Origin of the sequence: Gramella sp. AN32 (assembly GCF_023718305.1) — a bacterium.
In the GTDB taxonomy this organism is placed as follows: domain Bacteria; phylum Bacteroidota; class Bacteroidia; order Flavobacteriales; family Flavobacteriaceae; genus Christiangramia; species Christiangramia antarctica.
Map to the genome: position 1 here is coordinate 53,138 of NZ_QEYO01000010.1, position 25,789 is coordinate 78,926.

18 protein-coding genes are annotated in these 25,789 nt (G+C 38.8%); 14 read left to right on the forward strand and 4 right to left on the reverse strand.

All coding sequences use genetic code 11. From position 1 onward, the window contains the following. Positions 1 to 16 precede the first annotated feature (16 nt). The 3 genes from DHD80_RS12210 to DHD80_RS12220 all read left to right on the forward strand — a co-directional run bounded on the left by DHD80_RS12210 (position 17) and on the right by DHD80_RS12220 (position 6,049). Positions 17 to 4,411 (forward strand): translocation/assembly module TamB, encoded by a 4,395-nt coding sequence (locus DHD80_RS12210; protein WP_251741474.1) that lies wholly within the window; start codon positions 17 to 19, stop codon positions 4,409 to 4,411. A 286-nt stretch (positions 4,412 to 4,697) separates the two neighbouring features. After that, positions 4,698 to 5,684, forward strand: coding sequence for a 6-phosphofructokinase (pfkA, locus tag DHD80_RS12215; RefSeq protein ID WP_251741476.1), 987 nt, complete (start codon positions 4,698 to 4,700; stop codon positions 5,682 to 5,684). Further along, the gene (locus DHD80_RS12220; RefSeq protein WP_251741477.1) at positions 5,684 to 6,049 is read left to right on the forward strand and encodes a methylglyoxal synthase; all 366 of its coding nucleotides are present in this window, start codon (positions 5,684 to 5,686) and stop codon (positions 6,047 to 6,049) included. The genes pfkA and DHD80_RS12220 overlap by 1 nt, the downstream gene beginning before the upstream one ends. 5 nt (positions 6,050 to 6,054) lie before the next feature. Here DHD80_RS12220 and DHD80_RS12225 read toward each other — a convergent pair whose 3' ends face one another. Further along, positions 6,055 to 6,438, reverse strand: a complete 384-nt coding sequence (locus tag DHD80_RS12225) for a RidA family protein (RefSeq protein WP_251741479.1) — start codon at positions 6,436 to 6,438, stop codon at positions 6,055 to 6,057. A gap of 70 nt (positions 6,439 to 6,508) precedes the next feature. Further along, positions 6,509 to 9,211: a putative LPS assembly protein LptD gene (locus DHD80_RS12230; protein ID WP_251741480.1), complete on the reverse strand. Its 2,703-nt coding sequence runs from the start codon at positions 9,209 to 9,211 to the stop codon at positions 6,509 to 6,511. Positions 9,212 to 9,346: 135 nt separating this feature from the next. Between DHD80_RS12230 and DHD80_RS12235 the strand changes: the two genes are divergently transcribed. The 7 genes from DHD80_RS12235 (at position 9,347) to bshA (ending at position 18,490) form a co-directional block, all read left to right on the forward strand. Beyond that, positions 9,347 to 10,468, forward strand: coding sequence for an N-acetylmuramoyl-L-alanine amidase (locus tag DHD80_RS12235; RefSeq protein ID WP_251741481.1), 1,122 nt, complete (start codon positions 9,347 to 9,349; stop codon positions 10,466 to 10,468). 57 nt (positions 10,469 to 10,525) lie between these two features. Beyond that, a complete protein-coding gene (locus DHD80_RS12240) occupies positions 10,526 to 11,482 on the forward strand; it encodes an MlaD family protein (RefSeq protein ID WP_251741482.1) in 957 nt (318 codons plus the stop codon). A gap of 6 nt (positions 11,483 to 11,488) precedes the next feature. Beyond that, on the forward strand, positions 11,489 to 12,832 hold the full coding sequence (locus DHD80_RS12245) for a (Fe-S)-binding protein (RefSeq protein WP_251741483.1): 1,344 nt from the start codon (positions 11,489 to 11,491) through the stop codon (positions 12,830 to 12,832). Between the two features lie 39 nt (positions 12,833 to 12,871). Continuing rightward, positions 12,872 to 13,663, forward strand: coding sequence for a (Fe-S)-binding protein (locus DHD80_RS12250; protein WP_251741484.1), 792 nt, complete (start codon positions 12,872 to 12,874; stop codon positions 13,661 to 13,663). Between the two features lie 194 nt (positions 13,664 to 13,857). Further along, positions 13,858 to 14,343 carry an ABC transporter ATPase gene (locus DHD80_RS12255; protein WP_251741485.1) on the forward strand — a complete coding sequence of 162 codons (486 nt, stop codon included), beginning with the start codon at positions 13,858 to 13,860 and terminating at the stop codon, positions 14,341 to 14,343. Further along, positions 14,343 to 17,270 (forward strand): glycoside hydrolase family 3 N-terminal domain-containing protein, encoded by a 2,928-nt coding sequence (locus tag DHD80_RS12260; RefSeq protein ID WP_251741486.1) that lies wholly within the window; start codon positions 14,343 to 14,345, stop codon positions 17,268 to 17,270. The genes DHD80_RS12255 and DHD80_RS12260 overlap by 1 nt, the downstream gene beginning before the upstream one ends. An 89-nt stretch (positions 17,271 to 17,359) precedes the next feature. Further along, positions 17,360 to 18,490, forward strand: coding sequence for an N-acetyl-alpha-D-glucosaminyl L-malate synthase BshA (gene bshA / locus DHD80_RS12265; RefSeq protein ID WP_251741487.1), 1,131 nt, complete (start codon positions 17,360 to 17,362; stop codon positions 18,488 to 18,490). A 46-nt stretch (positions 18,491 to 18,536) separates the two neighbouring features. Here the strand turns inward: bshA and DHD80_RS12270 are convergent, their stop codons facing one another. Next, positions 18,537 to 19,031: a hypothetical protein gene (locus DHD80_RS12270; RefSeq protein ID WP_251741488.1), complete on the reverse strand. Its 495-nt coding sequence runs from the start codon at positions 19,029 to 19,031 to the stop codon at positions 18,537 to 18,539. Between the two features lie 138 nt (positions 19,032 to 19,169). Between DHD80_RS12270 and DHD80_RS12275 the strand changes: the two genes are divergently transcribed. From DHD80_RS12275 to DHD80_RS12290, 4 genes are all read left to right on the forward strand, one after another. Beyond that, complete coding sequence (locus DHD80_RS12275; RefSeq protein WP_251741490.1) at positions 19,170 to 22,079, forward strand: FAD-binding and (Fe-S)-binding domain-containing protein; 2,910 nt, start codon at positions 19,170 to 19,172, stop codon at positions 22,077 to 22,079. A gap of 389 nt (positions 22,080 to 22,468) precedes the next feature. Then, a complete protein-coding gene (locus tag DHD80_RS12280) occupies positions 22,469 to 22,831 on the forward strand; it encodes a response regulator (protein WP_251741491.1) in 363 nt (120 codons plus the stop codon). 124 nt (positions 22,832 to 22,955) lie between these two features. After that, a complete protein-coding gene (gene aroC / locus DHD80_RS12285; RefSeq protein ID WP_251741493.1) occupies positions 22,956 to 24,020 on the forward strand; it encodes a chorismate synthase in 1,065 nt (354 codons plus the stop codon). Between the two features lie 16 nt (positions 24,021 to 24,036). Continuing rightward, positions 24,037 to 25,380 carry a dicarboxylate/amino acid:cation symporter gene (locus DHD80_RS12290; RefSeq protein WP_251741494.1) on the forward strand — a complete coding sequence of 448 codons (1,344 nt, stop codon included), beginning with the start codon at positions 24,037 to 24,039 and terminating at the stop codon, positions 25,378 to 25,380. On the opposite strand, the gene DHD80_RS12295 is transcribed toward DHD80_RS12290, so the two are convergent. Continuing rightward, positions 25,377 to 25,787, reverse strand: a complete 411-nt coding sequence (locus DHD80_RS12295) for a thiol-disulfide oxidoreductase DCC family protein (RefSeq protein WP_251741496.1) — start codon at positions 25,785 to 25,787, stop codon at positions 25,377 to 25,379. The genes DHD80_RS12290 and DHD80_RS12295 overlap by 4 nt on opposite strands. Positions 25,788 to 25,789 lie beyond the last annotated feature (2 nt).

Below are 25,789 nucleotides of genomic sequence, written 5' to 3' on the forward strand. Positions count from 1 at the left end.
CTCAAAAACAGTGGTTGTGCTGCTTTTGCTGTTCATTATTTTATTGATCGTGTTTTCTATTCCTTCCGTTCAAACTGGCGTGGCCCAAAGGATCACCAATTCCCTTAGAGATAAAAACGATGTAAATATTCAAATTGGACGGGTTTCCCTGAGCTATTTTGGTAATGTAAAATTAAATGATATTTATATTGAAGACCATCATCAGGATACACTTTTAACCGCTTCCCAGGTAGAATCTTCGATCTTAAGTTTCGTAAATCTTATTAACAATTCTCCAAATTTGGGTGCAACCCGAATCGATGAATTGAATATGCATATGAAACGTTATAAGAATGAAGAGAAGGATAATCTTGGTGTTCTTATCCAAAAATTGAAGAAAGAACCCACCGGTGATCCTTCCCATTTTGAACTGCATGCCGATAATGTTCAAATTTTAAATAGTCGTTATAGTTATTTTGATCAAAATCTTGATAAAGAAGATGTTCTAATTATTGAAAATCTTAATGTATTTGCCAGTGATCTCCGCATCAACGATGTGAATATTGATATCGATATCGAGTCGATGAGGGGTTATGAACACAGGAATATAGACATTAGAAATCTGGCCACCAATTTTCATTATGATCCTGAAAAGATGAATTTGGTGGATATGGAACTGGAAACTCCGGGTTCTTACATCATGGCCGATGTTTATTTTGATTATGAACTTTCTGATTTTTCAGATTTTGAAAATTTGGTACAGGTGCAGGCAAATTTTAGGGAGAGTGTGATTTCCATTGATGATCTTCGGTCTTTTTATGATGGCTTTGGCAACGATGAATTGATTCGCTTTAAAACAGAATTATCCGGGACCTTAAATGATTTCAAGCTGGAAAATCTGGATTTAAGAGGAATGGACCGCAGTAATGTAGATGGCGATATTCGTGTAGTTGGAGCATTTTCAGAAGGTGCCAATTCTTTTAAATTGAATGGGGATTTTAGGGATTTAAATACGAATTATTACGATTTGGTGAATTTTCTCCCGGGTGCTCTTAAGGGGAAATTGCCCAAAACACTTATCGATTTTGGGAACCTGCACCTGGAAGGTGAAGCTGAAGTGACCAAAACTTCCTTTGATGCAGATATTGTCGTAAATACACAATTGGGTTCGGCTACAGGGGATTTTTATGTGAACAATTTTAATAATTCGGCCACAGCGACCTATAAAGGCAAGCTTATTTTCAGGAATTTTAATATCGGGAGGCTTTTAGATAATCAAAAATTGGGTAAAACTTCCTTTAACCTGGATTTCGACGGAAAGGGTCTTGATCAGCAAAATTTAAATACACAACTAAAAGGAAATATTTCCGCTTTTAATTTTAATAATTATCAGTATACCGATATCAACATAATTGGGAACCTTCGAAATCCGGTTTTTAACGGATATTTTATGTTCAACGATCCCAACCTTCAGATGGAATTTAATGGTTTGGCAGATGTTTCCGAAGAAATTAATGTGTACGATTTTGAAGCTTCCGTACAGTACGCAGATTTGAATGAACTAAATTTTGTTACCCGCGATACCGTTTCCGTATTTAAAGGAGACGTGATCATGAACATGCGGGGAACCAATATCGACGACGCTTTTGGGCAAATCATGCTTTTGAATACTTCCTATAAAAACCAGAATGACCTGTATTATTTTGATGATCTTACCGTAAAATCAAGTTTTGAAGATCAGGTAAGGACTATTAATATCAATTCCCCAGATGTGATTAGTGGGGAAGTAACCGGTATTTTTAAACTGAAAGAAGTGGGCGACCTTTTTCTTAATTCCATTGGAAGTATTTATACCAATTACGAGCCAAAAACAATCACTACCAATCAATATATGCAGTTTGATTTTGATATTTATAATCAAATTGTTGAAGTTTTTTATCCTGAGATCGTACTTGCCCCCAATACTTTTATCCGCGGAAGAGTGGAATCTGATGAAGCTGAATTTAAACTAACTTTTAGATCACCAAGAATTGATTTATTTGATAATATGGCTGAAGCGATCAACCTTCAAGTAGATAATACCAATCCCATCTATAACACCTTTTTCGAAGCTGATACCGTGGCTACCCCATATTACAACTTTTCAGAATTCAGTTTAATTAATGTAACGCAAAGCGATACGCTTTTTATTCGATCTGAAATGAAGGGTGGAAAATCGAATAACGATCAGTTTAATCTGAACCTTTATCATACGATAAATGAAGAAAGTAAATCGGTTGTGGGAATCCAAAAGTCTGATTTCACCTTTAAAGACAACACCTGGTTCCTGAACGAAACAAACAACCGCAGTAACAAAATAGTTTTTGATAATAAATTTCGTGATCTGGTGGTAGATTCCCTTACCATGAGCCATGAGAATGAGGAAATAAGGCTAAGCGGTGCGCTTCGCGATACCACCTACAAAGACTTTAAAATGCAATTTTTGAATGTGGACATTGGTAAGATCACTCCGGAAATAGACAGCCTTGACCTTGCGGGTACGCTAAACGGAAACCTGGATTTATTACAGGAAGACGGGGCTTATTTTCCAAATACCAGTATGACCATTGATGAGCTAAGGATCAACGATACTAATCTTGGAGACCTCTCGCTGGATGTTAGAGGCAATGAGGATCTGACCAATTATGAGGTGAATGCGACCATAACCAAAGAGGATTTCGAAAGTTTAACCGCAACCGGTAATATTGATGTGAGTGGTGCCGAATCTACTATCGACCTAAATGTTAGTCTGGACCGGTTAAACCTCGCGCCATTTAGCCCGCTGGGAAAAGATGTGATAACCGATATCCGGGGGTTTGCAAGTGGTGATGCCAAGGTTACAGGAAATTATAAAAATCCCGATTTTTCAGGAAAACTTACCTTAAGACAAAGTGGTTTAAAAGTTCCTTATTTGAATGTAGATCTCGATTTTAGAGATGATGCCACGGTTAATCTTACACAGCAACAATTCAACTTTGATAATATTCGGGTAATCGATACGAAATATAATACCCGCGGAATCCTGGATGGAACGATCTCACATCAAAACTTTTCAAAGTGGTTTCTTGATCTTAATATTACATCAGACCGTTTATTGGTTTTGGATACGGAAGCTACGGATGATGCACTTTATTACGGAACGGCTTTTATAGATGGCGAAGCAACGATCAAAGGTCCTACAGATGAATTGGTGATTGAAGTGAATGCGGAAACTGCCCGTGGAACGATTTTTAAAATTCCTCTTAATGATACCGAATCTGTAGGGGATAATTCTTTTATCCACTTTTTAAGCCCTGAAGAGAAAGCGGCAAGGCTGGCAGGAGAAGAAATTGAATTACCAGAGGTAAAAGGCCTGGAATTGATATTTGACCTTGATATTACTAATGATGCAGAAGTTGAGGTAGTGGTAGATCAAACCAGTGGCAGCACCCTTCGTGGTCGCGGTGCGGGAAGTTTGCTTTTGGAAATAAATACCAATGGGAAATTTAATATGTGGGGTGACTTTATTGTCTATGAAGGTGTATATAATTTTAAATATGCCGGGCTGGTTCAAAAAGTCTTTAAAGTAGAATCTGGAGGTAGTTTAAACTGGGATGGAAATCCAACGCAGGCGCAATTAGATGTGAGCGCGGTGTATTCTTTAAATGCGAACCCTGCGGTATTATTGGAAAATCCTTCTGTAAACCGGAAAATTCCTGTAGATGTGATCATTAACCTTCAGGGTGAAATTGAACAACCGGACATTAGTTTCGACATTGACTTTCCCAATGCCAGTTCCACCGTAAAATCTGAATTGCAATACCGTATCGACGACCGTGCGAGTAAGGAACTTCAGGCTTTATTCTTAGTAACCCAGGGAACTTTTTATAGTGAATTTGGCCTTCGCGGTGCGGCTATTTATGGAACACTGGCAGAAAGGGCTTCGAGTTTGGTAAATGATATATTTTCAGATGAAGACGGGAAATTTCAGGTTGGGGTGAATTATGAGCAGGGGGACAGAACCCCAGATCAGCAAACTGTGGATAGATTCGGATTGACCCTTTCCACACAAATATCAGATCGTGTGATCATTAACGGTCAGGTTGGAGTTCCCATTGGAGGGGTTACAGAATCTGTGATCATTGGTGACCTTGAAATTGATTTTCTTTTAAATGAAGATGGTTCACTTCGTGCGACTATTTTTAACCGGGAAAATAATATCCAGTTTATTGGGGAAGAAATAGGATTTACACAAGGTGTGGGACTTTCGTATTCTGTAGATTTTGATACTTTTAAGGAACTCATCAGGAAGATTTCCAATAAAGAACTTGCTCAAAGCGAAGCTGAACAGGAGGAAGAGAATTCAGCTAAAACAGCGGCTCCGGAATTTATTAATTTCACTACCAAAAATTAGAATTATTCCTGTTAGAATTATTCTGTAAGTCTTCTCTTGTAATGTCTAATGTCTAATGTCTTTAGTCTATTGTCTTTAGTCTTTAGTCTTTAGTCTTTTTTCAGGTTTCAAATTGTTCTGTTCAACAAATTAACTCCTCCAGATTCCAGTTTCCGGTTTTCAGTTTCCGGTTTCCAGCTTCCAGATTTCCAAATTAGCACATTTTCAAATTGATTCATTAATTTACCATGATTCATTGCTACATTAAATTAGATTTGTAGTTTTAAATTTCAATTAGAAAATCTAAATGGGAAAAAAAGTTAGAAGAATAGGCGTAATGACTTCCGGTGGCGATTCACCGGGAATGAATGCGGCAATAAGGGCCGTAGTGAGAACCTGTGCATATTATCATACAGATTGTGTGGGCTATTATCGCGGGTTTCAGGGGATGATTAATGGAGAGTCGGTTAGTTTAAACGCAAGGAGCGTTAGAAATACGATTAATCTTGGAGGAACCATTTTACAATCGGCACGTTCCAAGGAATTTATGACCGAAGAAGGTCGCGCTAAAGCCGCAGCAAATCTTCGGGAAGCAGATGTGGATGCCATGGTTTTGATTGGTGGTGATGGAACTTTTCGAGGGGGACAGGTTTTTAGCAAAGAGCATAATATTCCAATTATTGGCGTACCGGGAACAATCGATAACGACATTAATGGAACTAATTTCACCATTGGGTATGATACCGCCTTAAATACTGTAGTTGAAGCCATCGACAAAATTCGGGATACCGCGAGTTCACATAATAGACTGTTCTTTGTGGAGGTGATGGGTCGGGATGCCGGTTTTATTGCTTTAAATACGGGGATTGGCGCAGGTGCTGAAGAAATATTGATACCCGAAGAGAACTTAGGTCTGGATAGGCTTTTGGATTCTTTGGAAAGAAGTAGAAGGGCAGGGAAAACTTCAAGTATTGTAGTTGTTTCTGAAGGGGATAAAACGGGTAAAAATGTATTTCAGCTGGCGGAATATGTAAAGGAAAACCTACCCTTTTACGATGCTCGTGTAACTGTTTTGGGGCATATCCAACGAGGAGGAAGGCCCAGCTGTTTCGATAGGGTTTTGGCCAGTAGATTATCGGTTAGGGCCGTAGAGCTTTTACTGGATGGAAAACGGGGCCTTATGGTTGGAATGATAAATAATGATATTGAATCCTGTAATCTGGATGAAGCACTAAAAGGAAAACATACAATAAATAAAGATCTTTTAAGAATTTCTGAAATCTTATCTACCTAATGAAAACAATCGCCATAATTGCTCACGATGGAAAAAAGCCTGAAATGGTTCAGTTCCTAAATGGAAACAGGGATATTTTACAGCATAAAAATATTAAACTCATCGCCACCGGCACCACAGGTTCCAAGACTGAAGCCGCGGGTTATGAAGTGGAAAAATTACTTTCCGGACCTTTGGGGGGCGATGCTCAAATTGCCGCGAGAATTGCCGAGAAAAAAGTGGATATGGTGATCTTTTTCCGGGATCCGCTGGATAAACATCCACACGAACCAGATGTATACATGCTGATGCGTTTGTGTGATGTGCATAATGTCCCGTTGGCAACAAATCCTGCCACGGCAAAACTTCTGATCAAAGGCTTGTAATGTAATTATTCCTTTAGTGCGATCGCGCTAATTTCCACATTCACAAACTTCGGTAAATTTGCCACTTCTACAGTTTCCCGGGCTGGAGCATTTTCCGAAGAAAAATATCTTCCATAAACCTCGTTTATTTTTCCGAAGTTGTTCATGTCACTTATGAAAATTGAAGTTTTTACCACCTGGTCTAAAGTTAACCCGGCTTCGGTTAAAATGGCTTTTAGATTTTCCAGCACCAGGGTGGTTTCCTCTTCAAGATCATCAATTTTTAAATCCCCGGATTTTGGATCGATGGCGATTTGACCTGAAACATATAAGGTGTTTCCTGCAAAAATCGCCTGGTTATAAGGTCCGATAGGAGCAGGGGCATTGTTGGTTTTAATTATTTTTTTCATATTTCAACTTTTTTAATTTTTCCTTTATTTTCCAGGTTCAATTTTCAAATTGCCACATTTTCAAATAATATTAAAGCGTTCTGTCGCGCTCCCGTCTTTTTTCATATTTTATATCCTGAAGCATAGACGATTTAATTCTAATTAGGAAGTTCCATTGTTTTCTTTGCCCAAACGGAACCCAGTTAAAGCTCATTTGCCAGCTGTTCAAATCCCGGAAAAACCGTAACTGTGTATAGGTAAAACCTGTATTCACTACATCATATCCCGAGCTGAAGCCTACTTTCCATTTTGGGGAGAGTTCCACATTCCCGCTAAACATAATAGAATGCGCAGAAATTTGATCCTGCCGGGCAGAATTGATATAGTTTAAAGAATAGGCAAGTCTTACATCCCAAGGGATTTTATAATTATACCAGCCGTTTTCATTTTCATCCTCATCACCTTCAAAAGGGTCTTCATCAAATAACTCGCCATCCGGGCCCATACTCTTCCCAAAAAGATCATCGGTTCTCCCCCCATTTCTATAGGTTTCGTCGTCCAAAGGATCGGCATCATCTTCCTCGTCGTCACCACCTTCAAAATCTTTATTGGAGAAATTGTATCCAAAATTTACGCTACCATTGGTTAATCTGAAAAGACTTCCTCCATTTTCAATATTTAGCTTGTCTATCCTTCGGTTATTATTATCGAGCGCGTAAACGTCCAGGTTCCCCCCAAAGTTGATATTTAATTTTTTATCTAAAAGGGGAATAGATCCACGTAAAGAAAGTGGTGCAAGTTTTAAATCGTCCCCGGCAAGGTTATAACTTGTTCCTACGCTGAAGTTGTTTAAAAAAGTAATCTTTTTCGGTTCAGTGGCTGTACTGTCTTTATCCCGCACTTTTGCTTCCAGGGTATTGCTTATGCTCAAACCAATCGAGCTTCCAAATCTATTGCCGGGGGCACCATATAAGGTGCCGTCAAACCTTGAAAAATCTACCAGTTGAATATCATCCACATCATCACCCGGTCTTAAAATTTCATAGGTATCATAATATCTATCAAATCCCGGGTTGATATTATAACTTATAGAAGGCCGCATCACATGCCGGACTGCCTGTATTTTTTTATCACTCCCAAAGTTCTTCTGGCCATATACGGTAGTTCCCATACTCGCACTAAAATTATAAGTGCGATACGAGTCAAAACCATTAATTGTGTCTATAACTTCCGTGTCCAGAACAGGATCGTAGCTGCGATCAAAAGTTCGCCCAACCCAGGTTTCTTCATAGCTGGTGCTTGTGCTAACACTTAAGAATTTAAATACTTTGAAGTTGGTAGAAATTGGAATGGAATGTTGTGCACCCAATCTTGCATCCTTAAACATTTCAGGTTTAAAGAATAAGGAGTCGGTTGTGTTTATTTGATTTTCCCCTCTTAAACTATACTGAAAATTGATATTTTCAAACAATCCTTTTTTTGCCCCAATTTTAGGTTCAAAAGGATAAATCCTGGTCATGCTCAACTGAAGGGTGGGCAGACTCATATTGATAGACTGCGTCCTGGTGTTTTGCGAATGCCGTGCTGCTAAACTCAAGTTCACCTGTGGCTCGCCCGCAAAAGTTTTACTATAGGAAACCGATGAACTTAAGGTGTTATTTAAAAAATTACCGGTGTTGGATTGATTGATACTCTCCTGATAATATTCACTACTACCCAGGTTTACCGAAGCGGCAAATCTTGAACTTGGATTTGCTTTGGAATCCTGGCTATGTGACCATCGAATATTATATGTGGATCGTTCATTGAAATTTGGAAAACCGCGTTCACTATTATATAATTTCTCATAACGCACGCTCACATTTCCGCGGAATTTATAGCGCTTGGCATAACTGGAAGCTCCTTCCATGTTGTAAGATCCATTGGTGTAGTAACTTCCCAGCATTAAAAGATCGGCGTAATCGCTAAGGGCGAAATAATAACCACCATTCTGAAGGTTATAACCATACTGACTGTCTCCGGGAGACGGAATGATAAAACCAGAGGTATTTTCATCGGTCATGGGAAAATAACCAAACGGAAGGGCTAGGGGAGTAGGTACATCAGCAATGTACATATTCACAAGACCGGTAACAATCTTTTTGTCCGGCACAAATTTGATCTTCCGGGCATAAAAGTAATATTCAGGATTATCCACATCTTCAGAAGTGGTAAAACGCACATTCCGCATAAAATATACTGAATCATTTTCCCGCTTGGTCACTTCACCCTTTACGTTAAAACTGGCTTCCTGTGTTCTCGAGTTATACACCAAAGCCCTTTCCGTATCAAAATTAAACCGAATGGAATCTGGCTCAATGGTCCTCTCTAATTGTGTAAAGCTTGGTTTTTGCGTATAAACACCGGCTGTATCTATAATTCCATAAGCAAATACCTCATTCTTGTTATTGTCTATAATAATAAGACCGGCTTCAATAGTCATATCACCATACACAATTTTTGCTTCGTTATATAAATACATCTTATTTTCACGAGGGCTCAGCCTCATATAATCTATAGCGGTATAGGTTACAATATCGGTTAAGAAAGTAGGTTTTTTAAGAGTATCCACTTTAACCGTATCACGTTGTTCTAATTGCTGGGAAATTTCCTCACTATCTAGTAATGGAGCGATAGTGTCGGTATCAGATTGTACCGGAATAGAGTTGTTTTCCCTCTCCTGCGAGAAAGAATTTAGGCCAAAGAAAAGCGTGAAGATCAGGCAAAAAAGAGTATTGGGAATTTTTGTTTGCAATGCTTTAATGGCTATTTTTGTCAGGATTGGCTTGCTTTTTGCAAATCCAAAATTACATATATTTTTTCAGCTTAGTTTTGGAGTCTGGAAAAAATAGTAATTAAAATATTCACCCCAATATTGCGTTAGCTTTCTATGAGAACGAACTTAACTAAACTTTTCGTATTCACAAGTCTTATCTTTAGTGTTTTCCAAACCATACATGCATCTGAAATCCCGGCAAACCTCGATAAATTCATCGTTGTTTTGGATGCCGGTCACGGTGGAAAAGATCCCGGGAATATGGGAAATGGTTATAAAGAAAAAGATATAGCCCTAAGTATTGTTCAAAAAATAGGGAAGAAACTTGAAGCTTATAAAGATATCGAAGTAGTTTACACTCGTAAGACCGATGTTTTCGTTGAACTTTTTGAAAGGGGAAAAATTGCCAATAATGCCCATGCCGATCTTTTTGTTTCTGTACATTGTAATTCACATAACAGCCAGGCCAAAGGAACTGAAACGTTTGTTCTTGGTTTGAATAGGAGTGACACCAATTTTGATGTGGCCAAGCGGGAGAACTCGGTAATATATCTGGAGGAAAATTATGAAGTCACTTACGAAGGTTTTGATCCTAATTCTCCGGAATCTACCATTGGCCTTACCATTATGCAGGAAGAATACTTAGATCAAAGTATTTTATTGGCAGATCTTATTCAGAAGGAATATACCAATAAACTGAAAAGATCGAACCGCGGGGTTAAACAAATGGGGCTTATTGTACTTCACCAAACTTATATGCCCAGCGTTTTAACTGAAGTTGGGTTTCTTACCAATAATGAAGAAGGAAGATATTTGAACAGTAGTGCAGGGCAGGATAAAATGGCAAATTCTATCGTAGATGCCATTATTAATTATAGCCAGACCATCAACTTACATACCCTGGAAGATATTACAAAGAATCATCCTATTGCTACCACGGAAATTCCCAACGCAACCTCTGAAATTTACGAAAATGTGACTTTTAAGGTGCAATTAGCCGCAGGCTCCAAAAAATTGGATACTAAACCATATAATTTTAAAGGTTTAAAAAATGTGTCCAGATTGAAAGAAGGAAGTCTTTTTAAATATTATTACGGGGAAACTTCAGATTATCTAATAATACAGGATATGCACCGCGAGGCTGTTAACAAAGGTTATTCCACGAGTTACATCGTTGCCTTTCGGGATGGTAGGAAGATTACGGTTAATGATGCGTTAAAATCTAAGCTCAATTAGAACTGCTTTTCTATTTTTATTTCTAAATTTGTGCTTATCTTTTTAAAAAATTAGCTTTTGAAATATTCCAGAGAGGTCAAAACTGCCTTGCTAGCCATTGTAGCAATTGTTATTCTTGTTTTTGGTTACAGCTTCCTGATGGGAAAGAACCTCTTAACTACAGACCGTACTTTTTATGCCGTTTATGATGATGTGGAAGGTTTGTCGCCTTCTTCTGAAGTGACTATTAACGGTCTTCGTGTAGGACAGGTCACCAAGATCGATTTTATTGAGGACGGCTCAGGTTCTCTTGTGGTGAAATTTTTGGTGAAAAATGATTTTCCCTTTACAGATGATAGCCAGGCGCTAATCTATGGGGGTAATATCATAGGAGGAAAGTCACTCGCTATCATTCCTGAATATGGCTCTAATGCTTCTTTAGCCAAATCTGGGGATACCCTCAAAGGAAATAAGGAAGAAGGTATTATGGAACTGGTGAACGACCGGTTAACACCTCTTCAGAAAAAGCTGGAAAATACGATCGTAAGTATAGATTCCATGCTTACCGCGGTTACTCAAATCCTGAATGATTCTACCCGAAATAACATTAGAAGTACTTTTAGGAATCTGGATCAAACCGTTATGTCTTTTAAAAATACGGCGAATGGATTAGAAGGGATTGTAAGTGGAAATTCTGAAAAACTGGACAGGACTTTCACCAATCTGGATGAGATGTCTACCAACTTCAATAAGTTTTCAGATACACTAACCAGTATGAACATTAGCAAGATCACTTCAGATCTTGAAGGGATGATTGCCGACTTCAAAGGGATTTCAGAAAAACTGAATAGCAAAGAGGGTACGGCAGGTAAATTGTTGAATGACGACACAGTTTATGAAAACCTTAATCGTGCTACCAAGCAAATGGAAGAACTTATCCAGGATATTAAATTGAATCCAAAAAGATATGTTCACGTCTCGGTATTCGGCAAAAAACCGGGTGATTATGATCCGCCAAAGGATTCCCTAAAATAACCTAACATGCAAATTGTTGCGCAGATTTTATTTGTTCTTGTACTTATAGCAGGGATAGGCTTTTTTGTCAGAAATATCAGGCGTCTTCTTAGGAATATTAAGCTGGGCCGAGAAGTCGATCGAAGCGATAATGCCGGCGAACGATTTGCGAAGATGGCTAAAATAGCCCTGGGGCAAAGTAAAATGGTGCGACGTCCCATCGCCGGGATTCTACATATTATTGTTTATCTGGGCTTTATAATTATCAATATAGAAGTACTGGAAATCATGATCGATGGAGTTTTTGGCACCCACCGTGTGTTTGCTTTTATGGGTGGATTTTATAATTTCCTTATCGCTTTTTTTGAATTTTTTGCACTTTTAGTTTTTGTAGGAGTGGTAATTTTTTGGATCCGAAGAAACTGGAGACACGTTTATCGCTTTATGGGAAGGGAATTAAAAGGCTGGCCAAAAGATGATGCCAACTATATTTTATACTTTGAAATGGTGCTTATGGCACTTTTTCTCACCATGAACGCTGCAGATTATCAGTTACAACTCAACGGCGTGGCACATTATGCTTCTGAAGCCGGAATTTTGGGTAGCTTTCCGGTTAGTGGGTTTATTTCTCCTTTATTTGATACACTATCTAATCCAACACTTATCATAATTGAAAGAACCGCATGGTGGTTGCACATTGCAGGTATTTTATTTTTCCTGAATTACTTATATTATTCCAAACACCTCCATATTTTACTTGCTTTCCCTAATGTTTATTTTTCAAAATTAACACCTCAGGGAAAATTTGATAATCTGGAATCAGTTCAGAAAGAAGTCGCTTTAATGATGGATCCTAACGCCGATCCCTTTGCCGCACCTGCTGAAGGAGTTGAGGAAGGAGAACCGGAAAAGTTTGGAGCTTCTGATGTTTTTGACCTAAATCAGATTCAGCTATTGAACTCCTATACCTGTACAGAATGTGGTAGGTGCACCGCCGAATGTCCTGCAAATCTTACGGGAAAGAAATTATCCCCTCGTAAAATTATGATGGATACACGCGACAGGCTAGAAGAAGTAGGTGAGAATATCAATAAAAATGGGCAGTATGAAGATGATGGAAAACATTTATTAGACGATTATATTTTAAGGGAAGAGCTTTGGGCCTGTACAACCTGTAATGCGTGTGTCGAAGCATGTCCAATTGGTATAGACCCGCTTTCTATTATTTTGGATATGAGAAGATATTTGGTAATGGAAGAGAGTGCGGCACCCAATGAATTGGCAATGGCCATGACTAATATAGAGAACAACGGAGCTCCCTGGCCTTATAATCAAATGGATCGATTAAACTGGGCTAAAGAAAATAAATAAGATTAAATCTTTACTTCATACGAATACATCTAAAGCATTATGGCAGAAGCGTTAAAAGTCCCAACAATGGCAGAGTATCTTGCGGAAGGCAAAAAACCTGAAGTTCTTTTTTGGGTAGGTTGTGCCGGAAGTTTTGATGATCGCGCTAAAAAAATAACCAAAGCTTTTGTAAAACTTTTACACGAGGCTAAGGTAGATTTTGCCGTTTTGGGGACTGAAGAAAGTTGTACGGGAGATCCTGCAAAACGGGCAGGGAATGAATTTCTATTTCAAATGCAGGCTGCGACCAATATTGAAGTTCTAAACGGATACGAAATTAAAAAGGTGGTAACTGCCTGTCCGCATTGTTTTAATACTATAAAGAATGAATATCCGTCCCTTGGAGGAAATTATGAGGTGATGCATCACACACAATTTCTTAAATCGCTGTTGAATGAAGGCCGCCTAAAGGTTGAAGGTGGAAAATTCAAAGGCAAGAGTATTACTTTTCATGATCCATGTTATTTGGGAAGGGCCAATAACGAATATGAAGCTCCCAGGGATCTCTTAAGAAAACTGGAAGTTGAACTGGTAGAAATGCGTAAATGTAAACGCAACGGACTTTGTTGCGGTGCAGGTGGCGCACAAATGTTTAAAGAACCGGAACCCGGGAATAAAGATGTAAACATCGAACGTACCGAACAGGCTATGGAAGTCCAACCTGAGATCATAGCTGCAGGATGCCCTTTTTGTAACACCATGATGACCGATGGGGTGAAAAACAAACACAAAGAAAACGAAATTGCTGTAATGGATGTTGCGGAAATGATCGCCAATGCGCATGATCTGTAGAGGAAAGTGGTTAAGCTCTAAGTTGAAAGTTAAAAGTTTGAAAGTTCTTTCAGGTTTTAAATTTCAAATTGCTCCGTCCCCACACTCATACATTGCTACATTGGTATATTAATTCATTTTCAAATTAATACATTGCTCCATGGTTATATTTCCAAATTGCTTAGATTTGTAACAACTCAATAGTAGCCTAAATCATGTTAGTACCCTTTAATGAATTGCCAGATGAATCAAGAGTATGGATTTATCAGGCGAACCGCTCTTTTACTGAGGAAGAAGTAACAGAAATTTCTCAGAAACTGGATCGATTTATCGAAAAATGGACTGCCCACGGTGCGAGCCTAAAAGCTTCCTATGATATCAAATACCGGCGTTTTATTACGCTTGCCTTAGACCAGCAAATCAATGCTGCTTCAGGATGTTCCATAGATGCTTCGGTACAGTTTATTCAGCAATTGGAAAAAGAATATAGCGTAGATTTATTGGATAAAATGAACGTTTCCTATAAACAGGGAGAGTTCATTGCGCATAAGAGCCTGGCAGATTTCAGAAAAATGGCCAAAGAAAAAGCGGTTTCCCCTAAAACCATCGTGTTCAATAATCTCGTAAATAATAAAGCAGAATATCTTTCAGACTGGGAAGTACCTGCATCTGAAAGCTGGCACAAACGTTTCCTGAATTAATGAAGTTGAAGAAGTCCCTGAATTTTTATCATTACATCTTACTATTTTTTATTTCCACTACCTGTTTTTCCCAGGTTAAAAATCCATTATTTGTTGAAGATCATGCTGCCCAAAAAAAATGGGTAGATAGTATCTATGACTCTATGAGTTTGGAGGAAAAGGTGGGCCAGCTTTTTATGATGAGCATCTGGTCTAAAAATGCCAATGAAGCGGATAGTATTCGGAAACAAATTTCTCAAAATCATATTGGCGGACTTATTTTTTCAAAAGGGGGACCGGTACAACAGGCGCAACTGACTAATGAATTTCAGCAAATGTCCAAAGTGCCTCTTCTTATTGGAATGGATGCTGAATGGGGCCTTTCCATGCGGTTAGACAGCACATTTGCCCTGCCCTGGAATATGACCCTGGGAGCTATTCAGGATAATAAACTGGTTGAAGAAGCCGGGGCGGCTATTTCCAGACATACAAAAAGACTGGGGGTGCATTTTAATTTTGCCCCGGTGGTAGATATAAATACCAATCCAAATAACCCAATTATTGGGAACAGGTCTTTTGGGGAACAGAAGATCAACGTTACTGAAAAGTCAATGGCTTTTATGATGGGGATGCATCGTGAAGGAATCCTATCCAGTGCGAAGCATTTTCCGGGTCATGGGGATACCGATGCCGATTCACACAAAGTCTTACCTACGATCTCTTTTTCTGAAAAACGTATCGATAGTATAGAATTATATCCTTATCGAAAACTTATTCCCGAAGGTTTAAGCAGTGTTATGGTGGCACACCTTAATGTTCCCAATCTTGAACCTATAGATGGGAAACCTGCATCACTTTCAAAAACCATCATTACTGATCTTTTAAAAAAAGAATTAGGCTTTAACGGGTTGATCTTTACTGATGCCCTCAATATGAATGGTGTCTCACGAAATAAAGCAAAAGGAGAAGTAGACCTGGAAGCATTTCTTGCGGGAAATGATGTTTTGTTAATGAGCGAAGATGTAAATACTTCAGCGAAGAATTTTTTAAAAGCGTATAAAAGTGGAATTATTAGCGAAGATCGATTAAAACTTTCCGTAAAAAAGATTCTTTACGCCAAGTATAAAGTGGGATTAAATGATTTTCAACCCATTTCTACCACTTTTCTTTACGAAGAACTGAATAATGTTCGGGATTCAACTTTACTGGGTAAATTATTTGAGCATGCCATCACACTGGTAAAAAATAATAAAGGGGTAATTCCGGTTAAAAAGCTTGAAAATAAGAAGATCGCTTATGTGAAATTTGGTGATGATGATGGTACGGAATTTTTGCAGAGCTTAAAGAAATATACTGTAGTAGATTGGATAAAGTCAAAAGAATTGCCTGAATTACTGGGTAAATTAAATGCCTATGACCTCGTAATAATTGGCCACCATAAATCTGATAAAAATCCGTGGGCTTCCTATAAATATACCAAACAGGAACTATTCTGGCTAAATGAGATAACCCAAAGGAACAAGGTGATTTTAGCAGAATTTGTACGGCCCTATTCCTTGTTGGATGTGGCCAGCTTTTCGAATATCGATGGGATTTTAATGGCTTATCAGAATAATCCGGTGGCTCAGCAAAAAGCTGCACAAATTATTTTTGGGGCATTAGAAAGCAAAGGAAGATTACCGGTTAGTATTAAGAATGAATTTCCGGCAGGTACGGGATATAACACCAAAGCTTTAAATCGCCTGGCCTACGGCACACCGGAAAGTGTTGGGATGAATTCAGCAAAACTTAAGAAGATCGATAGCATTATCAAATATGCCATAAATGAAGAAATGACCCCAGGCGCTCAAATTTTAGTTGCAAGAAAAGGCAGGGTATTCTATCATAAAAATTTTGGCTATCAAACCTATGAAAAAAAAGAGGAAGTAACCGATTCAACCATTTATGACCTGGCTTCCTTAACCAAAATACTGGCAAGCCTTCCCCTGGTAATGCAACTGGATGAAGAAGATGTTCTCAGTTTTGATACAAAACTGGGTGAAATGTTTACTTCGTTTCAAAATTCCAATAAAAAAGACATACGTCTTCAGGACATGTTAATGCATTATGCGCGTTTGCAGGCATGGATCCCGTTTTATATTTCCACTTTAGATCCTAAAACGAAGGGTCTTTCCAGTCAATTTTATAGTAATCACGCTTCAGAAAACTTTAATACTCAGGTAGCAAGGAATATGTTTATTCAAAAGGATATTGGCGATACGATCGTGGGTACCATTCGAAAAAGCAGCCTTGAAAAAAGTTTATCTTATAAATACAGTGACCTTCCCTATTATTTGCTGAAGTACTATCTCGAGGCATATTTTAATTCCTCTTTGCAAAATGTGACCCAGCAGAAATTATATCAACCATTAGGTGCAAATTATACCGGATACTTACCATTAACAAGGTTTGACACCTTACAAATTGCCCCGACTGAAAATGACAAACTCTGGAGAAAGCAAGTGATTAGAGGATTTGTTCATGACCAGGGTGCGGCCATGCAGGGTGGAATTGGTGGTCACGCCGGATTGTTCAGCACAGCAAACGACGTTGCCAAAATTATGCAGATGTATTTAAATGGGGGTAGATACGGGGGGATAGATTTTATAAGACCTGAAACTGTCGAAAAGTATAATACCTGTTATTATTGTAATAAAGGTGTAAGGCGGGGAGTGGGCTTCGACAAACCACAGCTGGGTAAATCTGGCTCTACCTGTGGTTGTTTGGCCATGTCGAGTTTTGGACACACCGGCTTTACCGGGACTATGGCCTGGGCAGACCCGGTTGAAGAAATTGTTTACGTATTTTTGTCTAATCGAACTTTTCCTGACTCCAATAACAGGAAGTTAATTCGCGCAGATATTAGGTCTAAAATCCAGGAAGTGATTTACGGGGCCATAGATTTTTAGATAAGAATTGAGCCATGAAATCTGGCCAATAACCAGAGGAAGTATTGGCGAAGAGCATCTAACCATTAATAATTTAATAGATTAAACAAATGAAAATAGCCATTGTTTGTTATCCCACATTTGGGGGTAGTGGGGTAGTAGCGACTGAATTAGGACTGGCCCTTTCAAAAAGAGGGCATGAAATCCATTTTATTACCTACAAACAACCGGTAAGGCTGGAGCAAATTTCCAGCAACATTCGTTTTCATGAAGTAAATGTCCCGGAATACCCGTTGTTTCATTACCAACCCTATGAGCTGGCACTTTCCAGTAAACTTGTAAACGTGGTAAAGCGCTACGGGATTGAACTATTGCATGTACATTATGCAATTCCACATGCATATGCCGGTTTCATGGCGAAGAAAATGCTCGAGGAATCTAATATTGTGATTCCCATGGTTACTACCCTTCACGGGACAGATATCACCCTGGTGGGAAATCATCCTTTTTATAAACCTGCAGTAACTTTCAGTATCAATAACAGCGATTTTGTTACTTCGGTTTCTGAAAGTTTAAAAGAAGACACCCTCAAATTATTTGAAATTCGCAAGGAGATTGAAGTTGTTCCCAATTTTATTGATGTTACCAAATTCAAGCAAAAAGGTTTTACAGATTGTCAGCGTGAATTGATGGCTTATGATGATGAAATGATTATTACCCACGTGAGTAACTTCAGGAAAGTAAAAAGGATAGATGATGTGGTCAAGATTTTTTATCAGATTCAGAAAAAAGTAAAATCCCGTTTGATGATGGTAGGAGAAGGCCCGGAAAGGGCTCCCGCTGAAAAATTGGTCAAAGAGCTGGATATTAGTGATAAGGTTTTATTTTTGGGGGAAAGCAATGAGATCGATAAAATTCTGTGTTTTTCAGATCTTTTCCTGCTTCCTTCTGAAACAGAAAGTTTTGGTTTAGCGGCTTTAGAAGCAATGGTCAATTCGGTTCCGGTAATTTCTACGAATACCGGTGGTCTTCCGGAAGTTAATCAAGATGGGGTTTCAGGTTATCTACACAATATTGGAGATGTAGATGCAATGGCCAAGAGTGCCCTCAGTATTCTTGAAAACAGTGAAACCCTGGATAAATTTAAAAAACAGGCAAGGGAAGTGGCTGAGAAATTTGATATCAATCAAATTGTTCCCATGTATGAGGATATCTACAACAGGGCTTTGATAAATGCATAAAAAAAGCGGAGATTGATTCTCCGCTTTTTAATTTTAAAAAATTTCCTTAGAATTGATATCTAATTCCCAAAGCGATATCGGGTGAAAAACTGTTATGATCATCATAGTCTGAAAAACCAATTTCCGGTCTAAAATCCAGGGATAATAAAAGGGGAATATCAAAATTGTATTCAATACCCACATCTCCAGCGATTAATGCAAAAATCCCATCGTGACGATCAAAATCTTTACGATTATCATCATAATTACCAATACCTGCACCGGCACCCAGGTACCAGTTAAAACCACCTTCGATATTCCATACCCATTGGTAAAGACCAACTAGTTTAAAAGAATCGTAATAAGTGTCGTTTCTCCAACCAAGATCTAGTTCTAAACGATTGTTGTCACTAAGACCCTTTTGATAGGAAACTTCAGCACCATAACCATTTCCGCCCCCAACTCTTAGACCAATGGCATTATCAGCAATTTGTTGCGCGTTCATAGTGTTAAAAAAAACAGCGCCAAAGATAAGGGCTGCCATGAGAACTAATTTTTTCATTTTGATTTGATTGTTTGATTAATATTTAACAAATTTAAATTGAAATCCCATACGATAACGTGGGACAAACCAAATCTATTGTTAATATTAATTAAAACTCTGTTAAGCGAAAATGCCTGATTTCCGCTAAATTTGGGTATGATTAAGAAGAAAGAACTCGAAAAGCTATCAACTCAGCTAGAGGGTAGTTTACATATTGATGACCTGCGCCGAAGTATATATGCGACCGATGCTTCGGTTTATCGTGTAATGCCACAAGCGGTATGTTATCCAAAAACTGAAGAAGATCTTAAAAAGCTTATAATTTTTGCTACGGAAAATAAGACTTCATTAATTCCCAGAACTGCCGGAACTTCCCTGGCAGGCCAATGTACAGGGCCGGGAATTATTGTGGATGTTTCCCGAAATTTTACTGAAATAATTGAAATCAACTCCAAAAATAAAACGGTCACCCTGCAGCCCGGAGTAATTCGCGATGATCTAAATAGATTATTGGAACCACATCATCTATTTTTTGGACCTAATACTTCAACTTCTAACCGGTGTATGATCGGGGGCATGGTGGGAAACAATTCCAGCGGGACTACTTCCATCAAATATGGAACTACCAGGGATAAAGTGGTTTCCATAAAAGGCTTTTTAAGCGATGGATCTAAAGTGGAATTTAAAGATCTTTCCAAAGATGAGTTTCAGAAGAAATTAGAGCAGAACGATCTGGAGGGCGAGATATACCAAAAAATTTACGCTCAGCTTAAAAATACCGAAAATCAAAAGGAAATCATCGAACAGTTCCCACCGGAAAGTCTGCACCGCAGAAATACGGGATATGCCATTGATGAATTGTTGCATTCAGAAATTTTTGAAGAATTCAATATGTGTAAACTGCTTGCAGGAAGTGAGGGAACTTTAATGTTCATGACTGAAATTACTATTAAAGTTGATGACCTCCCTCCGGTGAAATCTGCCATGGTTGCAGCACATTTTAGCAGTATAGAGAATTGTATGCAGGCGGTGGTGCCCGCAATGAAACATTCTCTGTTTACCTGTGAAATGATGGATAAGATCATTTTAGATTGTACCAAACAGAATATTAAATACAATGAAAATCGTTTTTTTATAGAAGGCGATCCTCAAGCTATTTTGATGCTCGAACTTCGTGCAGATGATGAAGAAAACCTTATAGAACAAACAGAAGAACTTTTAGAAACTCTGAAGAATTCCGGTTTATGTTATGCATTGCCGGTGCTAACGGGCGATCAGATAGATCTGGCTTTAGAATTGAGAAAAGCCGGCCTCGGACTTTTAGGGAATATGGTTGGTGATAAGAAGGCCGTTGCCTGTATTGAAGATACAGCCGTAGCCATTCCTGTACTGGCAGATTATATCCTGGAGTTTACTGAAATAATGCGAAAATATGAACAAAAAGCAGTCTATTACGCGCATGCCGGTGCCGGAGAAATTCATTTAAGGCCCATACTTGATCTAAAAAAATCTGAAGATGTAAAGCTTTTTCGCAGTATTACCCATGATGTAGCGAAATTAGTGAAAAAATACAATGGTTCTTTAAGTGGGGAACATGGCGACGGGAGGGTTCGCGCAGAATTTATTGAACTAATGATAGGTTCAAAGAATTACGCGCTTTTAAAAGAACTGAAATATACCTTTGATCCTAAAAATATTTTCAATCCCGGGAAGATCGTCGATGCAGATGCGATGGATACTTCCTTGCGTTACGAGCCAGATCGCCAGGAACCCGAGATAGAAACCTTGATGGATTTTTCAGATTCTGAAGGGATTTTGCGTTTAGCCGAAAAATGTAACGGGAGTGGGGATTGCAGAAAATCTGTGGAGGCAGGTGGGACCATGTGCCCAAGTTATAGGGCGACAAAAGATGAAAAAGACACCACTCGTGCCAGGGCCAATGCTTTAAGAGAGTTTTTGACCAATTCAGAAAAGGCCAATAAATTCGATCATCCCGAAATTAAAGAAGTGATGGATCTTTGCATTAGTTGCAAAGGTTGTAAAAGTGAATGCCCTTCAAATGTAGATGTAGGCGCTTTAAAAGCGGAATTCCAGTATCAATATTATAAAAGTAACAAGCCGAAACTTCGGGATAAACTTTTTGCCAATATTACCCATTATAACGGAATCGCTGCAAAAACCCCGGGAATTTCCAGGTTTTTTATGACTAACAGGTTCACTTCCGGAGTGATGAAAAGTTTCCTGGGAGTGGCTTCACAACGAGAACTCCCGGCAGTTGGGAAAATCACACTTTCAAAATATTATCAGAAGAATAAGGATCGGCTAAAGGTTTCCAATCCCATAAAAACTGTCTATTTGTTTAATGATGAATTCACGAATTTTCTGGATACGGAAATTGGAATGGATGCATTAGAGCTTTTATTCCGTTTAAATTACCAGGTTGAAATTGTTGCACATCCTGAGAGTGGCCGAAGCATGATCTCCAAAGGTTTTTTGAAGGAAGCAAAAAAATGTGCTGATCAAAATGTGGCAATTTTCAAGGATCTTATTTCTGAAGAAAAACCTTTGATTGGTATTGAACCTTCAGCTATCCTAAGTTTTAGGGATGAATATTTACGTTTGGCCGATGATAAAAGTTCCGCAGAAAAAATTGCCAAAAATGCCTTTATCGTTGAAGAATTTTTAAAACAGGAGATCGCTTTGGGCAATATAAAAGCAGAACATTTTACTTCTGAAGAAAAAACAATAAAGATCCATGCGCATTGCCACCAGAAGGCGCTTTCAAATTCTGCCCGTACTTTCGATATTTTGAATCTTCCGGTAAATTTTAAAGTTTCGATTATTGCTTCGGGCTGCTGTGGAATGGCGGGCTCGTTTGGATATGAAGCTGAACATTATGAAGTAAGTATGAAAATTGGGGAACAATCTTTATTTCCGGCGGTTAGAAAAGCCGAAAACACGACTATAATTTCAGCAAATGGCACGAGTTGCAGGCATCAGATTTTTGATGGAACAGGAAGAAAAGCGCTTCATCCCATTACTATTTTAAAAAATGCTTTAAAATAACTGTCTATATCCGTTTATTGTCATAAATATTTATCGCGTCATCCTGAGGCCAGTGATAAAAAGTTTTATCTAACGCAGGAAATTGACGTATTTTTTAGAATATCTAATGAGATGCTGAAACAAGTTCAGAATGACGGCAATTCTAAAGATCAGTATCGTCACCCTGAACTGGTTTCAGGGTCTATATTACTCTATATTACGCAAATAACTTAAAATACGTCAATGGTAATTTTATTTGACTCCGTCGGATCCTCGATTTCAGGGTAGAATGACGTTTTTTATCCCTTTATGATACTTTACGGAGAATCAAAAAATAACTTTCATTTTTTTAACCTGTCCCCTAAAGAAGAATTTTTAAATTTACAACAAGTAACCTACTTAACTTGATTATGGCAAAAATTCTGATTATTGATGATGATAAAGCGATTGGTCAAATGCTTCAGGATGTTTTGGAGTTTAGGGACCACTTCTCCTATATTTTAACAGATCCTGCAAATTTGCATGAATTTACTGAAGGAAAAGAGATCGACCTTATTCTGCTGGATAAATTTATTTCCAATACCAATGGAACGGAGATCTGTAAGCAACTAAAAAGCGATCCAAATTTGGGCCATATTCCTATCATTATGATGTCTGCTATGCGCGATGCTGAAGAAGAGTGCCTGGAAGCAGGCGCGATTGACTTTCTGCCTAAACCATTCGATATTGATGAATTGGTAAATAGAATTCAAAAACTCGTGGAGAAAAATTAAAAATCAGGCAGATTAATTTTAAACTGCCTTACGGTATTTTACTGATACTTGTGAAGTATATATTAAATGGATTTCAATTTTTAAATCTGTCCTTAAAAAATTACATTTGTTCAAAATCGCTTAAATGGCAGGAAATTCCTTTGGTAAAATCTTTAAACTCACCACTTTTGGTGAATCTCACGGAGTAGCAATTGGTGGTATAATCGATGGTTGTCCTGCCGGCTTAAAGCTGGATCTGGAGAGTATTCAAAATGATCTGGATAGGCGGAGACCCGGCCAGTCTGCAATCGTAACCCAACGGAAAGAGCCGGATACGGTTGAATTTTATTCGGGAATTTTTGAAGGTGTAACTACGGGAACCCCTATTGGTTTCGCCATTAAAAATGCCAATCAAAAATCTAAAGACTATTCTCATATTAAGGATGCCTACCGGCCTTCCCATGCCGATTATACCTATGATGAAAAATACGGGGTGCGCGATTATCGCGGCGGGGGCAGGTCATCAGCACGCGAAACAGCCTGTAGGGTAGTGGCCGGAGCAATTGCCAAACAAGTACTTTCAGATTTGAAATTTAACGCGTATGTTTCCGCAGTTGGTGAAATTGAATTACATAAAAAGCTTCACGAAATAGACTTTTCAGAAACAGAAAAAAATCCCGTGCGCTGCCCGGATGCTGAAACTGCTGCGAAAATGGAATCGTTTATAAAAGAGGTTAGGGGAGATGGGGATACTGTAGGTGGTGTGGTGAGCTGTGTGATCAAAAATGTCCCTAAAGGCCTGGGCGAACCTGTCTTCGATAAACTTCATGCTGAATTAGGCAAGGCCATGCTTTCCATCAACGCTGTGAAAGGCTTTGAATATGGCAGCGGATTTGAAGGCACAAAAATGCGGGGAAGTGATCATAACGATCATTTTAATACAGATGGTTCTACCAAAACCAATTTAAGTGGCGGTATCCAGGGAGGCATTTCCAATGGGATGGATATTTATTTTAAAGTGGCCTTCAAACCTGTCGCCACATTAATGCAAAAACAAACGACCATCAATGCTGCCGGGGAAGAAGTAGAAATGCAGGGCAAAGGGAGACATGATCCCTGTGTGGTTCCAAGGGCCGTTCCTATTGTAGAAGCGATGGCGGCACTGGTAATAGCCGATTATTTTCTTCAGAATAAAGCTTCAAAAATTTAATTTCAGAAAACTAAGCATGAAAAAAATAGCACTGCACTGGCAGATTTTATTAGGAATGGCTGCCGGGATCATCTTTGCCCTGATTATGACAAATTTTTCATGGGGATCAGATTTTATCAGTGACTGGATTAAGCCTTTCGGAAACATATTTATCAATGCGCTTAAACTAATTGCCGTCCCATTGATCCTGGCTTCTTTAATAAAAGGGATTTCAGACCTTAAGGATATTTCCAAGCTATCCAAAATGGGAACCCGTACAATCCTAACCTATATCTGTACAACGGTAATTGCAGTTTCAATTGGCCTGGTCCTGGTAAATGTCATAGCCCCGGGAAAAACAATTTCTGATGAAACCCGTAGCGATTTGATCACCAGTTATGAAGGAGATGCCAATGTGAGGATTTCAGATGCGCAAAAACAGAAAGATGCCGGGCCTTTGCAGGCTTTGGAAGATCTTGTTCCCAGCAATATCTTTGGTGCTGCCAGCGATAATTCCAATATGTTACAGGTTATTTTCTTTGCTATTTTCTTCGGAATTGGCCTTATTCTAATCCCTGAAAAAACGGCAAAACCGGTTAAAGATTTCTTTGATGGTTTTAATGAGGTGATCCTGAAGATGATCGATTTGATTATGCTTGCTGCACCCTACGGTGTTTTCGCGTTATTAGCGGCCTTAGTCGTAGAATCCCCCAGCGCCGATCTATTTGCAGCTCTTGCCATGTATGCCTTAACAGTGCTTATAGGTTTAGCTATAATGATTGGGGTGTATATTTTACTGGTATGGGTTTTTACCAAAAATACTCCGTCTTTTTTTATCAACGGAATTGCACCTGCACAACTACTGGCTTTCTCAACAAGTTCCAGTGCAGCAACTTTGCCTGTAACTATGGAAAGGGTGGAAGAACATATGGGGGTAAGTAAGGAAGTTACCAGTTTTGTCCTTCCCATTGGTGCCACGATCAATATGGATGGAACCAGTCTTTATCAGGCGGTTGCGGCAGTTTTTATCGCCCAGGCATTTGGAATGGATCTCTCCATAGGAGCACAGTTAGGAATTATTGCTACGGCTACTTTAGCCTCGATAGGTTCAGCTGCGGTACCCGGCGCCGGAATGGTTATGTTGGTGATCGTGCTTGCCCAGGCAGGAATCCCTGAAGCTGGTTTAGCTTTGATCTTTGCGGTAGACAGACCTTTAGATATGTGTAGAACCGTTGTAAATGTTACCGGTGATGCCGCCGTATCCCTAATGGTAGGAAAATCGGTAGATATGATGGGCCCTCCAAATGTGAAAGAATGGGATGACGATTATCATCCCGAAAATAATGAGGAAGTTGTAGAAACTTCTTCGGAAAAGATTTAATCTATAAATTTGGCTTTCAACTCCGGGCTAGGGATCATGCACTGATCTTTTTTGCCGTACCATTTGTAACGATTTTTGGCAACGAAATCGTAGACCCCATCCCGAATGCCCTCCGGTAGGAACAGCAGATTTTTTAGCGATTTATAACCTCCGGATAAATCGCGGCTTATTTCCAAAGCAGCAGTGGATTTTTTATAATAAGCCACTCCGGGTTCAATTAAAACAATAGAATCCAGTTCTTCAGGATCAAGGTTTCGCTCTTCGAGCATTTTTTTTCCAAACTCACTTTGTAGGGATGCAAACCTAAAAATATCATTTTTATCGTGTTTAATGATTGTCTGAATAGCGCTATTGCACAAATTACAAACCCCGTCAAATAAGACAATTTTTTTACCCGTAAGTTCCATCA